The 14,889-nt window shown below is 57.6% G+C and carries 12 protein-coding genes and 1 pseudogene; 7 read left to right on the forward strand and 6 right to left on the reverse strand.

Annotated elements, in window-relative coordinates; translation table 11 throughout:
• The first annotated feature begins 80 nt into the window (after nt 1–80).
• Nucleotides 81–740 carry a DedA family general envelope maintenance protein YghB gene (gene yghB, locus KOSB73_RS26400; RefSeq protein WP_004125241.1) on the forward strand — a complete coding sequence of 220 codons (660 nt, stop codon included), beginning with the start codon at nt 81–83 and terminating at the stop codon, nt 738–740.
• A gap of 31 nt (nt 741–771) precedes the next feature.
• On the opposite strand, the gene KOSB73_RS26405 is transcribed toward yghB, so the two are convergent.
• Nucleotides 772–1,671, reverse strand: a complete 900-nt coding sequence (locus tag KOSB73_RS26405) for an AraC family transcriptional regulator (protein WP_004115613.1) — start codon at nt 1,669–1,671, stop codon at nt 772–774.
• 196 nt (nt 1,672–1,867) lie between these two features.
• On the opposite strand from KOSB73_RS26405, the gene yqhD reads away from it, so the two are divergent.
• Nucleotides 1,868–3,031, forward strand: coding sequence for an alcohol dehydrogenase (yqhD, locus tag KOSB73_RS26415; protein WP_024358672.1), 1,164 nt, complete (start codon nt 1,868–1,870; stop codon nt 3,029–3,031).
• Between the two features lie 132 nt (nt 3,032–3,163).
• Entirely contained in the window at nt 3,164–3,991 is an 828-nt protein-coding gene (gene dkgA / locus KOSB73_RS26420) for a 2,5-didehydrogluconate reductase DkgA (protein WP_098141249.1), read from the forward strand.
• A 127-nt stretch (nt 3,992–4,118) separates the two neighbouring features.
• Here dkgA and KOSB73_RS26425 read toward each other — a convergent pair.
• The 5 genes and pseudogenes from KOSB73_RS26425 to KOSB73_RS26445 form a co-directional block, all read right to left on the reverse strand.
• Nucleotides 4,119–6,359: pseudogene (locus KOSB73_RS26425) on the reverse strand (YgiQ family radical SAM protein); the annotation flags it as partial.
• 30 nt (nt 6,360–6,389) lie between these two features.
• Entirely contained in the window at nt 6,390–7,802 is a 1,413-nt protein-coding gene (gene ftsP / locus KOSB73_RS26430; protein ID WP_004125252.1) for a cell division protein FtsP, read from the reverse strand.
• A gap of 84 nt (nt 7,803–7,886) precedes the next feature.
• Nucleotides 7,887–8,624, reverse strand: coding sequence for a 1-acylglycerol-3-phosphate O-acyltransferase (plsC, locus tag KOSB73_RS26435; protein ID WP_004125254.1), 738 nt, complete (start codon nt 8,622–8,624; stop codon nt 7,887–7,889).
• Between the two features lie 191 nt (nt 8,625–8,815).
• Nucleotides 8,816–11,074, reverse strand: coding sequence for a DNA topoisomerase IV subunit A (gene parC / locus KOSB73_RS26440; protein WP_004135773.1), 2,259 nt, complete (start codon nt 11,072–11,074; stop codon nt 8,816–8,818).
• A 152-nt stretch (nt 11,075–11,226) separates the two neighbouring features.
• A complete protein-coding gene (locus KOSB73_RS26445) occupies nt 11,227–11,634 on the reverse strand; it encodes a YgiW/YdeI family stress tolerance OB fold protein (RefSeq protein WP_004135770.1) in 408 nt (135 codons plus the stop codon).
• A gap of 151 nt (nt 11,635–11,785) precedes the next feature.
• On the opposite strand from KOSB73_RS26445, the gene qseB reads away from it, so the two are divergent.
• The 4 genes from qseB to KOSB73_RS26465 all read left to right on the forward strand — a co-directional run bounded on the left by qseB (nt 11,786) and on the right by KOSB73_RS26465 (nt 14,884).
• Nucleotides 11,786–12,445 (forward strand): quorum sensing response regulator transcription factor QseB, encoded by a 660-nt coding sequence (qseB, locus tag KOSB73_RS26450; protein ID WP_004135762.1) that lies wholly within the window; start codon nt 11,786–11,788, stop codon nt 12,443–12,445.
• Nucleotides 12,442–13,791, forward strand: a complete 1,350-nt coding sequence (gene qseC / locus KOSB73_RS26455) for a quorum sensing histidine kinase QseC (protein ID WP_049087439.1) — start codon at nt 12,442–12,444, stop codon at nt 13,789–13,791. Before qseB ends, qseC begins: the two co-directional genes overlap by 4 nt.
• A 106-nt stretch (nt 13,792–13,897) precedes the next feature.
• Nucleotides 13,898–14,479, forward strand: coding sequence for an NAD(P)H-dependent oxidoreductase (locus tag KOSB73_RS26460; protein WP_004125278.1), 582 nt, complete (start codon nt 13,898–13,900; stop codon nt 14,477–14,479).
• Between the two features lie 90 nt (nt 14,480–14,569).
• A complete protein-coding gene (locus tag KOSB73_RS26465; protein ID WP_004135759.1) occupies nt 14,570–14,884 on the forward strand; it encodes a putative quinol monooxygenase in 315 nt (104 codons plus the stop codon).
• The last annotated feature ends 5 nt before the right edge of the window (nt 14,885–14,889 follow it).

Below are 14,889 nucleotides of genomic sequence, written 5' to 3' on the forward strand. Positions count from 1 at the left end.
TAGTTGCGCCCGGGATCAAGGTGCCCGAGCCTCTTCAGGAGTACACTAGACAAAAAACACGGTACCACTTAGGAAAGTCCATGGTTGTCATTCAAGAAATTGTCGCCGCGCTGTGGCAGCATGATTTTGCCGCGTTGGCAAACCCCCACGTTGTGGGCGTTGTATATCTGGTCATGTTCGCAACCCTGTTTCTGGAAAACGGTCTGCTGCCCGCCTCATTTTTACCGGGCGATAGCCTGCTGCTACTCGCCGGGGCGCTGATCGCCAAAGGCGTAATGGACTTTGTACCCACGGTCGCCATTTTAACCGCCGCGGCCAGCCTCGGCTGCTGGCTGAGCTATATCCAGGGGCGCTGGCTGGGTAACACCGTCACGGTTAAGCGCTGGCTTGGGCATCTGCCGCATAAGTACCATCAGCGGGCAACCTGCATGTTTGACAAACACGGCCTGCTGGCGCTGCTGGCCGGGCGTTTTCTGGCGTTTGTTCGCACCCTGCTGCCCACCATGGCGGGCATTTCCGGGCTGCCAAACCGCCGCTTCCAGTTCTTCAACTGGCTGAGCGCGCTGCTGTGGGTTGGCGTGGTTACCGGCCTGGGCTATGCGCTGAGCATGATTCCCTTCGTTAAGCGTCATGAAGATCAGGTCATGACCTGCCTGATGATTTTGCCTATCGCGCTGCTGATCGCCGGGCTGCTCGGTACGGTTATCGTGGTGATTAAAAAGAAATACTGTAACGCCTGAGCGTTTCCAGGGCGGCGCGGATTCGCCGCCCTCACATCCCCTGAATCGTTCTGATTCGCGCCGCATCTTCCCCCGGCGTCATGCCGAAATAACGCTTAAACTCGCGGCTGAACTGCGACGCGCTTTCATACCCTACCCGCATCGCCGCCGCGCTGGCCTTCATACCATCGTGGATCATCAGCATGCGCGCTTTGTGCAGACGGTAGGTTTTCAGATACTGCAGCGGGGAGGTGCTGGTGACCGATTTAAAGTTATGATGGAACGCCGAGACGCTCATATTGGCTTCCGCCGCCAGCTGATCGACGCTGAGGTTTTCCGTGTACTGGCTTTCAATACGCTTCAGCACGCGGCTGATCAGGCTGAAGTGGGTCTGCCGGCTGACCAGCGCCAGCAGCGCCCCGCCGCACGGCCCGGTCAGCACGTGATAAAGAATTTCGCGGATAATCTGTTTGCCCAGAATGCGCGCGTCCAGCGGGCGCTCCATCACGTCCAGCAGGCGCTCCGCCGCGCACAGAATCTCTTCGGACAGCACCGCGGAGTTGATCCCGCTCGACGCCATGGACGGCTGAAACTGCTCATCTTCACCGATATCCATCAGCAGCTCTTGCAGCTGCAGAATATCGACGTTCAGCCGAATCCCCGCCAGCGGCACTTCCGGGGTGGCGAAGGTTTCGCATTCAAACGGTAGCGGTACCGTCAGCAGCAGATACTCATTGGTGTCATAGCGAAAGGTACGCTCGTTAATGTAGCCAATTTTATGCCCGGAAAAGAGAAAAACGATCCCCGGCTGATACATGACCGGCGTCCGCGTCCCCGGCTGGGTACCGTACAGCAGGCGAATATCCGGCAGCAGACCATTAAGCATTTCTTCTTTATCTTTCAGCTGATTAACTTTATGCGTTAATAGCTGGCATATCTCAGCGCGGTTCATTTTTCGGGCCTCTGCGAACGTTTTTATACCTCCGTATTGTGCGCACTTGCGGCGCATTTCTCCAGCCCCAAGGAGAAATGGGCAAGACAACGGCAGGAATGTGCATTGAGGGGAACGGGCGACGGGAACACAATGTCCGTCATCTGACAGAGGGATTGTCTCTGTTGGCGGTTTTATCTATTTGAGGGCACCAGCCATGAATAATTTCGACCTACATACCCCAACCCGCATTCTGTTCGGTAAAGGCGCGATTGAAAATCTGCGCGATCAAATCCCGGCGGATGCTCGCGTGCTTGTCACCTACGGCGGCGGTAGCGTGAAGAAAACCGGCGTGCTTGATCAGGTTCTTAGCGCGCTGAACGGCATTGACGTCCGGGAATTTGGCGGCATCGAGCCCAACCCATCCTACGAAACGCTGATGAACGCGGTGAAAATCGCCCGTGATGAAAAGATCACGTTCCTGCTGGCGGTGGGCGGCGGTTCCGTTCTCGACGGCACCAAATTTATCGCCGCAGCGGCCCACTACAATGCCGACAGCGATCCGTGGGAAATCCTCGAAACTTACGGTAGCAAAGTGGCCAGCGCCATCCCGATGGGCTCCGTGTTGACGCTGCCGGCGACCGGTTCCGAATCCAATAAAGGCGCGGTCATCTCGCGCAAAACCACCGGCGACAAACGCGCGTTTATGTCCAGCCACGTCCAGCCGGTGTTCGCTATCCTGGATCCGGTTTACACCTACACCCTGCCGCCGCGCCAGGTGGCTAACGGCGTAGTCGACGCATTTGTCCATACCGTTGAGCAGTACATCACCTATCCGGTCGACGGCAAAATTCAGGACCGCTTCGCCGAAGGCATTCTGCTGACCCTGGTGGAAGATGGCCCGAAAGCGCTGAAAGAGCCAGAAAACTACGACGTACGCGCCAATATTATGTGGGCGGCCACCCAGGCGCTGAACGGCCTGATTGGCGCAGGCGTGCCGCAGGACTGGGCGACCCATATGCTCGGCCACGAGCTGACCGCCATGCACGGTCTCGATCACGCCCAGACCCTGGCTATCGTCCTGCCTGCGCTGTGGAATGAAAAACGCGACGTTAAACGCGCCAAGCTGCTGCAGTACGCCGCTCGCGTCTGGAACATCACCGAAGGTTCTGAAGAACAGCGTATCGATGCCGCCATCGCCGCAACGCGTGATTTCTTCGAACAGATGGGCGTCCCGACGCGCCTTTCCGCCTACGGTCTGGATGGCAGCTCTATCCCGGCGCTACTGGCGAAGCTGGAAGAGCACGGCATGACCCAACTGGGCGAAAACCAGGATATTACGCTGGACGTCAGCCGCCGTATTTACGAGGCTGCGCGCTAATCAACCTCCTCTCCGACGCGTAAACTCGCGCAAAGGAGAGGAGTTTAACTACCGTTTTTAGCTATTTCGTCCAGACTTAATGCTACCCCTCGGCGGATTTTATTCCGCTGAGTTCATTAACAGGAGGAAGGCATGACACATCCAACCGTTATAAAACTACACGACGGCAACCTGATGCCGCAGCTGGGGCTCGGCGTGTGGAAAGCAGGCAACGAGGAAGTCGTCTCCGCCATTCATAAGGCGCTGGAAGTCGGTTATCGCTCGTTTGACACCGCCGCCGTGTACCAGAATGAAACCGGCGTCGGCAACGCATTGAGCAGCGCAGGCGTCCCCCGCGATGAGCTGTTCGTCACCACGAAACTGTGGAATGACGATCAAAAGCAGCCCAAAGAAGCGCTGCAGGAAAGCCTGAAAAAACTGAAGCTCGACTATGTCGATTTATATTTAATTCACTGGCCGGTTCCGGCAACGAACCACTTCGTCGACGCCTGGAAAAGCTTAATTGAGCTGCAGCAGCAGGGGCTGGCAAAAAGCATCGGCGTGTGTAATTTCCAGGTTCATCATCTGCAAAAAATCATCGATGAAACCGGCGTCGCGCCGGTGATAAACCAGATTGAACTTCACCCGCTGATGCAGCAGCGTCAGCTTCACGCCTGGAATGCGACGCATAAAATTCAGACCGAGTCCTGGAGCCCGCTGGCGCAGGGCGGCGAAGGGGTATTCGATCAGAAAGTTATTCGTCAACTGGCGGATAAATACGGTAAAACCCCGGCGCAGATCGTTATTCGCTGGCATCTGGACAGCGGCCTGGTGGTGATCCCGAAATCGGTGACGCCATCGCGCATTGCCGAGAATTTTAACGTCTGGGACTTCCGTCTTGATAAAGATGAATTAAGTGAAATCACTAAACTGGACCAGAACAAACGCCTGGGGCCAGACCCGGATCAGTTTGGCGGCTAAACCGTAAAAAAGCCGGATAGCGCTGGCGCTTATCCGGCCTGGAGATGTTTTGTAAGCCCGGCAGACGCTAACGCCGCCGGGCAATGCAGCCGAATTAACGACCGGCGACCTTACCGCGTTTTACGGGCTTCTTCGCCGTCGCCCCGCCGTTCGAGCGCTGGTGCACAATCGGCGTATGCTTGGTCAGCGCCGGACGGGTATGGCGGTTCTGGCGACGCGCTTCGCGCATTTCGTCGATCGTCGGCGCCGGTACCAGACAATCGCGACGGCTGCCAATCAGGTGCTTTTTACCCATGGTTTCCAGCGCCTGGCGGATCAGCGGCCAGTTAGCCGGATCGTGGTAGCGCAGCAGCGCCTTGTGCAGGCGGCGCTGTTTGTCGCCCTTCGGCACCACCACATCTTCACTCTTATAGCCAATCTTACCCAGCGGGTTCTTACCGGTGTAATACATGGTGGTTGAGTTCGCCAGCGGCGACGGATAGAAGTTCTGCACCTGATCCAGACGGAAACGATGCTGCTTCAGCCACAGCGCCAGGTTCACCATATCTTCATCGCGCGTCCCCGGGTGTGCGGAGATAAAGTAAGGGATCAGATACTGCTCTTTACCGGCCTGTTTCGAATAGGTATCAAACAGCTCTTTAAAACGATCGTAGCTGCCCATTCCCGGCTTCATCATCTTCGACAGCGGCCCCTCTTCCGTATGCTCCGGGGCAATCTTCAGATAGCCGCCGACGTGATGGGTGGCCAGCTCTTTGATATAGCGCGGGTCTTCAACGGCGATGTCGTAACGCACGCCGGACGCGATAAGGATCTTTTTGATGCCTTTCAGGTCACGGGCGCGGCGATAAAGATTAATCGTCGGTTCATGGTTAGTGTCCATATGCGGACAGATATCCGGGTAAACGCATGACAGGCGGCGGCAGGTCTGCTCGGCGCGCGGCGACTTGCAGCGCAGCATATACATGTTAGCCGTCGGACCGCCAAGATCGGAAATAATGCCGGTAAAGCCGGGGACCGTGTCGCGAATCGCTTCGATTTCATTGATGATCGAATCTTCGGAGCGGCTCTGAATGATACGGCCCTCATGCTCGGTAATTGAGCAGAAGGAACAGCCGCCAAAACAGCCGCGCATAATGTTAATCGAGAAGCGGATCATCTCGTAGGCCGGAATGCGGGCATCGCCGTATGAGGGATGCGGAACGCGCTTATACGGCAGGGCAAACACGCTATCCATCTCTTCGGTGGAAAGCGGAATAGCGGGCGGGTTAACCCAGATATAGCGCTCGCCGTGTTTCTGCATCAGCGCGCGGGCGCAGCCGGGGTTGGTTTCATGGTGCAGGATCCGCGACGCATGGGCGTAGAGCACCTTGTCGCCCTTCACCTTTTCAAAGGAAGGCAGCAGGACGTAGGTTTTCTCCCACGGCTTCGGACGCGGCGGCTGCACGGTGACGCGCTTCGCTTCCTGTTTTGGCGGTGCGACGGTTTTGTTATCCGCGCACGGCAGATCTTCACCGTACGGATGCGGGATTGGGTCGATTTTCCCCGGCGTATCCAGACGCGTGGAATCGACTCCGCTCCAGCCCGGCAGCGCCTCTTTCACCATGATGGCGGTGTTGCGAACGTCGCGAATTTGCCCGATAGGCTCGCCGGCGGCCAGACGGTGCGCCACTTCCACCAGCGGACGCTCGCCGTTGCCGAACATCAGCATATCGGCCTTAGAGTCCACCAGTACCGAGCGGCGCACGGTATCGGACCAGTAGTCATAGTGCGCGGTACGGCGCAGGCTGGCTTCGATGCCCCCGAGGATCACCGGCACATCTTTCCACGCCTCTTTGCAGCGCTGAGTGTAGACCAGCGTAGCGCGATCCGGGCGCTTGCCGGCCACGTTACCCGCCGTGTAGGCATCGTCGTGACGCAGTTTACGGTCAGCGGTATAGCGGTTGATCATCGAGTCCATGTTACCGGCGGTCACGCCGAAGAACAGGTTCGGTTTACCCAGGCGCATAAAGTCGTTTTTATTATTCCAGTCCGGCTGGGAAATAATCCCCACGCGGAACCCCTGCGCTTCCAGCATGCGTCCGCAGATCGCCATGCCGAAGCTCGGGTGATCGACATAGGCATCGCCGGTAACCAGAATAATGTCGCAGCTATCCCAGCCAAGTTGATCCATCTCTTCTCGCGACATCGGCAAGAACGGCGCGGGGCCAAAGCAGGCGGCCCAGTACTGCGGCCAGGAGAAAAGGTCACGATCCGGTTGGATCAGGGATATTGCGCTCATATTGCTTCCGGGGAAATGATAAAAAAATAATCAAAAAGGGCGGCGATTATAAGCCGGAACGATGGAAGAAATGAAGGAGGTTTTTCCGATCCCGGCCAGCAGGGACCGGGACAGAACACATTACGGCGCCGGATTCACCAGAATCTGGCCAATAGAGCCCCGGTCGGCAAGCTCCAGCGTCTGACTTAAGTACTGGAACGGGAAGTGCGGCCAGGAGGGCTGATTGTAATAGACCAGCAGCTCAACCTGGCCATCGATCCAGACGGTATCCTTCCAGCCGCGATCTTCCGGGAACGGCGCGGAGCCGTTGACGTTACGCACCTGGAACATGACGCCTTCAATATGGAACGACTGCGGCCGGTCGGCGCGCACCGTCCAGCGCTCCCAGGTTCCCTGCTGCGCCGTAATATCGATACGCTGCGGATCCCACAGCTGACCGTTAATACCCGGATCGTCGCCAAGCGTGATATCGCGGCTGCGAATCGCCGCGCCGGCCAGAATTTCCGTCGGCAGCAAACGCACGGGCAGGCTATCGGTCACCAGCGGCAGCAGGCCCGTCGGGCGCAGCGTCAGAATCAGCGTGGAAATCAGGATGCTCGACGGTTCGAAAAAGCCGCGAATACGATCGACGATGCTGGCCGCTTCCCCGCAGGTGATCGACACTTCATCGCCGTTGGTCATATCGACCAGAATTTCACGACGCTCGCCCGGCGCCAGCGACAGCTGCTTCAGCGAAACCGGCGCCGGCAGCAGCCCCTGATCGCCGGAAATCACGTGCAGCAATCGACCATCGCTCATCTGCAGTTGATAGCGACGGGAGTTGGACGCATTCAGCAGGCGCAGGCGCACCCAGCCGCGCGACACTTCCACGAAAGGCCCCTGAACGCCGTTCACCAGCAGCGTATCGCCAACGAACCCTCCGCTACCGGGCTCGCTATACTCAGGCGTACCGAAGTTATCCAGACGCTTGTCCTGAATAATCACCGGGAAATCATCCACGCCGTAGTGATTGGGGATCGGCAGATTTTTACTGACATCATCTTCCACCAGCCACATCCCGGCCAGGCCGTTATAGACCTGTTTTGCCATATGGTTTGGCGTGTTGGCCTGATACCACAGCGTCGCCGCGCTTTGGCGGATTGGTAGTACCGGAGCCCAGTCGGCGTTGGCGGACATCATGCGCGCGGCGCCGCCAATCAGCGGACCGGGGACCTGCAGACCGCGGATGGTCATCGCGACGTTTTCCGTCAGGCGGTTGCTGTAAATCAGCTTCACATCGTCGCCGTTCCAGACACGAATAGTTGGCCCCATATAGCGGCCGTTAATCCCCCACACCGATGCGCGGGTTCCGGGCGTAAACGACCAGTGCGCTCGCTGTAGCGTCAAAAATAGCGGCTGCCCGCGGCGGGACTCCAGCAGAGGAGGGATCGGCAGCGCAGGCTGCTGACCAGCGGCCTGTGCCTTCAGCGGCGCGGCGCCTGCGCACAGCGCTACGCCTGAAGCCTTAATGAACTGACGCCGACTGAGTGACATATTTACTCCATGAAATACTGACTAATTAACAAGGGAATTCGTTTCCCGCCAGCAATACGCGCGCGGTTCGCGGCGTTTCCTGTGTTATTTCTTTGCGGCCGCTTCGCGTTCGGCAACTTCTTTATCCAGCTCAGCGATTTTAGCGGACATCAGCTCGCGACAGTGTGTCGCCAGCGCGCGAACGCCCTCTTTTCCATACTGGCTGGTGTCTACCGGCGGCAGCATTTCTACAATCACCAGACCGTTATTCAGGCGATTGAGATTAATTTTATTCGATGTATTAGACACGCACACCGGAATAATGGGCACGCCAGCAGCGACAGCCGCATGAAAAGCGCCGGTTTTAAAAGGCAGCAGACCGCGACCGCGACTGCGGGTCCCTTCCGGAAACATCCAAAAAGAGATATTGCGCTTTTTAAACGCGTTCACGACTTCGGCAATAGTGCCGTGCGCTTTTGCCCGGTTATTGCGGTCAATCAGCAGGTTCCCCGTGAGCCAGTAGAGCTGGCCGAAAAATGGGATCCACGCCAGGCTCTTTTTACCCACGGTAACGGTCGGCGGCTGCACGATATTTGATGCCGTCACCATATCATAGTTATTCTGGTGGTTAGCGATATAGATGGCGTTGCCGTAGCTTTCCGCATCGGCCGGCTTGCGCAGCTCGACTTTCAGGCCGAAAACCGGCGACAGTTTGCCAAACAGGTGACCGAAGGTGGCGACGTGCTTAGGATTACGCGGACTGAACAGACAATAAATACAGCCGAAGATGCAGACCAGAATACAATAGATGACAACGATAATTAGTCGAAAAATAAATAGCATAGCTACCTCTAAAACCCAAACCGCTTAGAATTATACTCGCTGTTTCGCAGATTGCAGGCATCGGGCATCATTGCAAAGCGCGTTAAGCACCCGAACGATGCTGGCGGATATTGTTAATCGCAATGCCTGAATAAACAACGATTTTGCGGTAAATATTAACCTCCCCCGCCGAACTGCGAGGGAGGGTCATCCTACTCTTCGCTATCGCCCGCGGAGGCGCGACGCGGTGAATCAATCTCCACCCGGTCGATCTTCTGCAGTCCGCGCATCAGAGAGCCGCGGCGGCCGCGCTCGCCGGTGACTTTTTGCAGCTCTTCCGGACGGAGTTTGATTTTCCGTTTGCCGACGTGAATCGTCAGCGTACTTTGCGGCGGCAGGACAAACAGATGCGCCAGGCCATCCTGGCCCGCAGCCGCTTCCGCCGACGGGATGTTGATAATCTTGTTGCCTTTGCCTTTCGACAGCTGCGGCAGGTCGCTGACCGGGAACATCAGCATGCGGCCGGCGGCGGTAATGGCCAGCAGCATATCGGACTCGTCCTCAATCACCAGCGGCGGCATCACGTGGGCGTTATCCGGAAGGCTAATCAACGTCTTACCGGCGCGATTGCGCGCAACCAGATCGTTGAAAGTACAAATAAACCCGTAGCCTGCGTCGGAAGCCAGCAGCAGTTTTTGATCATCGGCCTCCATCAGCATATGTTCCACCGTCGCCCCCGGCGGCAGCGTCAGCTTACCGGTGAGCGGCTCGCCCTGCCCGCGTGCGGACGGCAGGGTGATCGGGTCAATCGCGTAGCTGCGCCCGGTGGTGTCAATGAAGACCACCGGCTGATTGCTCTTCCCTTTCACTGCGGCTTTAAAACTGTCGCCCGCTTTATAGTTCAGCCCCGGCGCGTCGATATCATGACCTTTGGCGCTACGAACCCAGCCGCTCTGCGACAGAACGATAGTGACCGGCTCGGACGGCAGCATATCGTGCTCGCTCATCGCTTTCGCTTCTTCACGCTCGCGCAGCGGCGAACGGCGATCGTCGCCGTAGGCGTCAGCGTCGGCCTGCAGCTCTTTCTTCAGCAGGTTATTCATCTTGCGTTCTGAAGCCAGAATGGCCTGCAGATGGTCGCGTTCTTTTTCCAGCTCGCTTTGTTCACCGCGGATCTTCATCTCTTCCAGTCGGGCGAGATGGCGCAGTTTTAACTCCAGAATCGCTTCCGCCTGGGTTTCGCTGATGCCGAAGCGCGACATCAGGGCCGGTTTCGGCTCATCTTCGTGGCGGATAATTTCGATAACTTCATCGATATTCAGAAACGCCACCAGCAAACCTTCCAGGATATGCAGGCGCTTGAGGACTTTTTCCAGACGGTAGCTGAGACGACGGCGTACGGTATCGCGACGGAAAGTCAGCCATTCCGAGAGGATTTCCAGCAGGTTTTTTACCGCCGGACGGTTATCGAGACCGATCATATTCAGGTTGATACGGTAGCTCTTTTCCAGATCGGTCGTCGCGAACAGGTGGTTCATCACCTGCTCCATATCCACGCGGTTAGAACGCGGGACAATCACCAGGCGAGTCGGGTTTTCGTGATCCGATTCGTCGCGCAGGTCATCCACCATCGGCAGCTTTTTATTGCGCATCTGGGCGGCGATCTGCTCCAGCACGCGGGCGCCGGAAACCTGATGCGGCAGGGCGCTGATCACCACCGCGCCGTCTTCTTTCGTCCACACCGCGCGCATACGCACCGAACCGCGGCCATTCTGGTAGATTTTACGGATCTCGGCGCGGGGGGTAATGATTTCCGCTTCGGTCGGATAATCCGGCCCCTGTACGATATCCAGCAGATCGTCGAGCGACGTTTGCGGTTTTTCAATCAGGGTAATGGCCGCCTGAGCGACTTCACGCAGGTTGTGCGGCGGAATATCCGTCGCCATGCCGACGGCGATGCCGGTAGTGCCGTTGAGCAGAATATTGGGCAGGCGCGCAGGCAGCATTTTCGGCTCCTGCAGGGTGCCGTCAAAGTTCGGTACCCAGTCAACGGTGCCCTGCCCCAGTTCGCTCAGCAGCAGTTCAGCATACTTCGACAAACGGGATTCGGTATAACGCATCGCGGCGAAGGATTTAGGATCGTCCGGCGCCCCCCAGTTCCCCTGACCGTCGACCAGCGGATAGCGGTAAGAGAAGGGTTGCGCCATCAGCACCATGGCTTCATAACACGCGCTATCGCCGTGCGGATGGTATTTACCCAGAACGTCGCCGACGGTGCGGGCGGACTTTTTGAATTTAGCGCTGGCGTTCAGACCCAGTTCAGACATCGCATAGACGATGCGACGCTGGACCGGCTTCAGGCCATCGCCAATAAACGGCAGCGCCCTGTCCATGATGACGTACATGGAGTAGTTAAGGTAGGCGTTTTCCGTAAATTCATGCAGCGCGAGGCGCTCTGCCATATCGCTCATTAATCGTGAATCCTCAATCTGCGTACCGGCCGTTCGGACGGCAAAACTACCGGCGATAATACCCTATCTAACGCCCTGAGTCACAGGGCGTTAGGCCGGTTGAGGATCCCTGATTCACGGGTTATGCCCCGACATGAGATCGGGGCCAAATATTATTGCGCGATTTTACGAATCTGCTTTACGTCGATTTCCACAGAGTTCCAGTCTTTATCGACTTCACCCTGAATCTCTACCGTGTCCTGCGGGGTTACGGTCACGCCGTTCCAGCGCTTATGATCGATATCGACGTTCACGATGCCGGAGCTGTCCTGGAATTTATACAGGTCGTCGGAAATACGCTCCACGATTTTACCGCGCAGGGTCACCCAGGTATCGTCACGCAGGGTTTTCGCATTGGCGACCGTTGTTACGCTCCCGTTCGGGCCAATGAACCCGCCGTTTTGCGTGGTCGTCTGGCTGGTTGGCGCGGATCCAGGTCCGGAAAATCCGCCCTGCTCAGCGGCCAGTACCGGCATGGAAACTAAGGCGATGATAGCGGTCATTGCGGCGATTTTCTTCATGATGTGTTCTCCCTTTGTGTTTATATCGTCACTATTACACCGGGCAAAACTTAACAACTTCTTAAGCGGAAAAAATAATTTTTTTTCCTGTACAGCGCGCGCCGCGACGCGCTTTACTGCTGGAATAGCCGAGGGACACAGGAGCAGGAGAATGCGCATTTTACTGGTGGAAGACGACAAACTGATCGGTGACGGCCTCAAAACCGGACTGGCCAAACTGGGCTTCAGCGTCGACTGGTTTACCCGCGGCGAGGAAGGCAAAGCCGCGCTGTACAACGCCCCGTACGACGCCATTGTCCTGGACCTGACGCTCCCCGGTATCGATGGGCTGGATATTCTGCGCGAATGGCGCGACAAAGGCCGCCACGAACCGGTACTGATCCTGACCGCCCGCGACGCGCTCAGCCAGCGTGTCGAAGGGCTTCGGCTCGGCGCCGATGACTATCTTTGCAAACCTTTCGCGCTGGTTGAAGTTGCCGCGCGCCTGGAAGCGCTGATGCGCCGCGCCCACGGCCAAAGCAGCAGCGAACTGCGGCACGGCAATGTGGTCCTCGATCCAGGCCGACTCACAACCACCCTGAACGGCGAGAGCCTGGCGCTCAAGCCAAAGGAGTTTGCTCTGCTGGAGCTGCTGATGCGCAATGCCGGACGCGTGCTGCCGCGTAAGCTTATTGAAGAAAAGCTCTATAGCTGGGATGACGACGTCTCCAGCAACGCCATAGAAGTGCACGTCCATCATCTGCGCCGTAAGCTCGGCAGCGCTTTCATTCGTACCGTACACGGCATCGGCTATACCCTGGGGGACGCATGAAGCGGCTGGGAAAACTGAGCCTGCGGGTCCGCCTGACGCTGCTTTTTTTGCTGCTGACCAGCGCCGCCTGGGGCATGGCCAGCTTTGTGGCCTGGCAACAGACCACCGACAAGCTGGATAAGCTGTTCGATACGCAGCAGCTGCTTTTCGCCCGCCGCCTAAGCGCGATGAATTTCGACGAGCTGCATACTCTCGCGCCGCAGGTGCGGACGAAGAAAAAGGTCAAGCACGGCCATCTCGACGACGATGCGCTGGCTTTCGCTATCTTTACCACCGACGGCAAAATGGTGCTTAACGATGGCGAAAATGGCCAGGATATCCTGTGGGGTAACGACCGGGAGGGGTTCAGCGACGGCTATCTGCGCGGCGACGATGACGAGTGGCGCTTTCTGTGGCTCACCACCCGCGACGGGCGCCATCGTATCGTCGTCGGCCAGGAGTGGGATTACCGCCGCGAGATGGCGCTGGATATCGTCACCTCACAGCTTACGCCCTGGCTGGTGGCGCTGCCGCTGATGTTTTTACTGCTCATCGTGCTGTTAAGCCGGGAACTGGCGCCGCTGAAAAAGCTGGCCACCACGCTGCGCACCCGGGCGCCGGATTCCGCCGAAACGCTAAATAGCGACAACGTGCCTAATGAGGTCCGTCCGCTGGTCGACGCGCTAAATCAGCTCTTTACCCGGACGCACGACACCATGATCCGCGAGCGTCGCTTCACCTCCGATGCCGCCCACGAACTGCGCAGCCCGCTGGCGGCGCTGAAGGTGCAGACCGAAGTGGCCCAGCTCTCGCTGGACGATCCGCAAGGGCTGGATAAAGCGCTGGAGCAGCTCCATCAGGGTATCGATCGCGCAACCCGCCTGGTCGACCAGCTACTGACTCTATCGCGCCTGGATTCGCTGGCGCAGCTGGATGATGTTCAAACGATCGCTCTTGATGAACTGCTCCAGTCGGCGGTCATGGAGATGTACCACCCGGCGCAGCTGGCCGGAGTTGAGCTGCGCCTGCACCTGAACGCAAAGAGCATCATGCGCACCGGGCAGCCGCTGCTGCTAAGCCTGCTGGTGCGCAATCTTTTAGATAATGCCGTGCGCTACAGCCCCGCCGGAAGCCAGGTCGACATCACCCTGGATGCCGGTGAATTCCGCGTACGCGACAACGGCCCGGGCATCAGCGCCGAGGCCCTGACGCGCGTCGGCGAGCGCTTTTATCGTCCTCCTGGCCAGGAGCAGCCCGGCAGCGGCCTCGGGCTCTCCATCGTCAAACGTATCGCCGCGCTGCACGGGATGACAGCAAGTTTCGGCAACGCCCGGGACGGCGGATTCGAGGCGCGCATTCGCTGGTAGCGGCATTATTGCTATAAAAGCAAAAGACTTTGCACATTTTGCTCATTTTACCGCTCTGCCCGACGGGGTAAAATTAACCACAAAATTGAAAAGTTGAGGATAAAAAATGAGCAACATCCTGATTATTAATGGCGCAAAAAAGTTCGGCCACTCTAACGGCCAGCTGAACGACACCCTGACTGAAGTCGCGGAAACCTATCTGCGCGACCTCGGGCATGATGTTAAAGTGGTCCGCGCCGATAGCGACTACGACGTGAAAACCGAAGTGCAAAACTTCCTGTGGGCCGATTCCGTTATCTGGCAAATGCCGGGCTGGTGGATGGGCGCGCCGTGGACGGTGAAAAAGTACATCGATGACGTCTTTACCGAAGGTCACGGCGCGCTGTATGCCAGCGATGGCCGCACCCGCTCCGATGCCAGTAAGAAATATGGCTCCGGCGGCCTGATTCAGGGCAAAAAATATATGCTGTCCCTGACCTGGAACGCGCCGATGGAAGCCTTCACCGAGAAAGATCAGTTCTTCCACGGCGTTGGCGTCGATGGCGTTTACCTGCCGTTCCATAAGGCCAACCAGTTCCTCGGGATGAGCGCCCTGCCGACCTTCATCGCCAACGATGTGATCAAAATGCCCGATGTTCCGCGTTATACGGCAGAATATCGCAAGCATCTGGCTGAAATTTTTGGTTAACTGTAATGAGTTATGAAAAGACGACAAGCGCGGCTAACCGAGCGGCGGCTTGAAGTATGATGAGAATAGACAGAAGGAGTTGAGTTAACCATGTTGACAGTGATCGCTGAAATTCGCACTCGTCCGGGCCAACACCACCGCCAGGCGGTGCTGGATCAGTTCGCAAAAATTACCCCGACCGTTCTCCAGGAAGAGGGCTGCCACGGCTATGCGCCGCTGGTGGATCACGCCGCTGGCGTCAGTTTTCAGACCACCTCGCCGGACTCAATTGTGATGGTCGAGCAGTGGGAAAGCGTCGCGCATCTTGAAGCGCACCTGCAGACCCCGCACATGAAAGCCTACAGCGAAGCCGTGAAAGGCGACGTGCTGGAGATGAGCATTCGTATTCTGGAAGCGGGCATTTAAGCAAC

Source organism: Klebsiella grimontii, assembly GCF_900200035.1.
GTDB lineage: Bacteria > Pseudomonadota > Gammaproteobacteria > Enterobacterales > Enterobacteriaceae > Klebsiella > Klebsiella grimontii.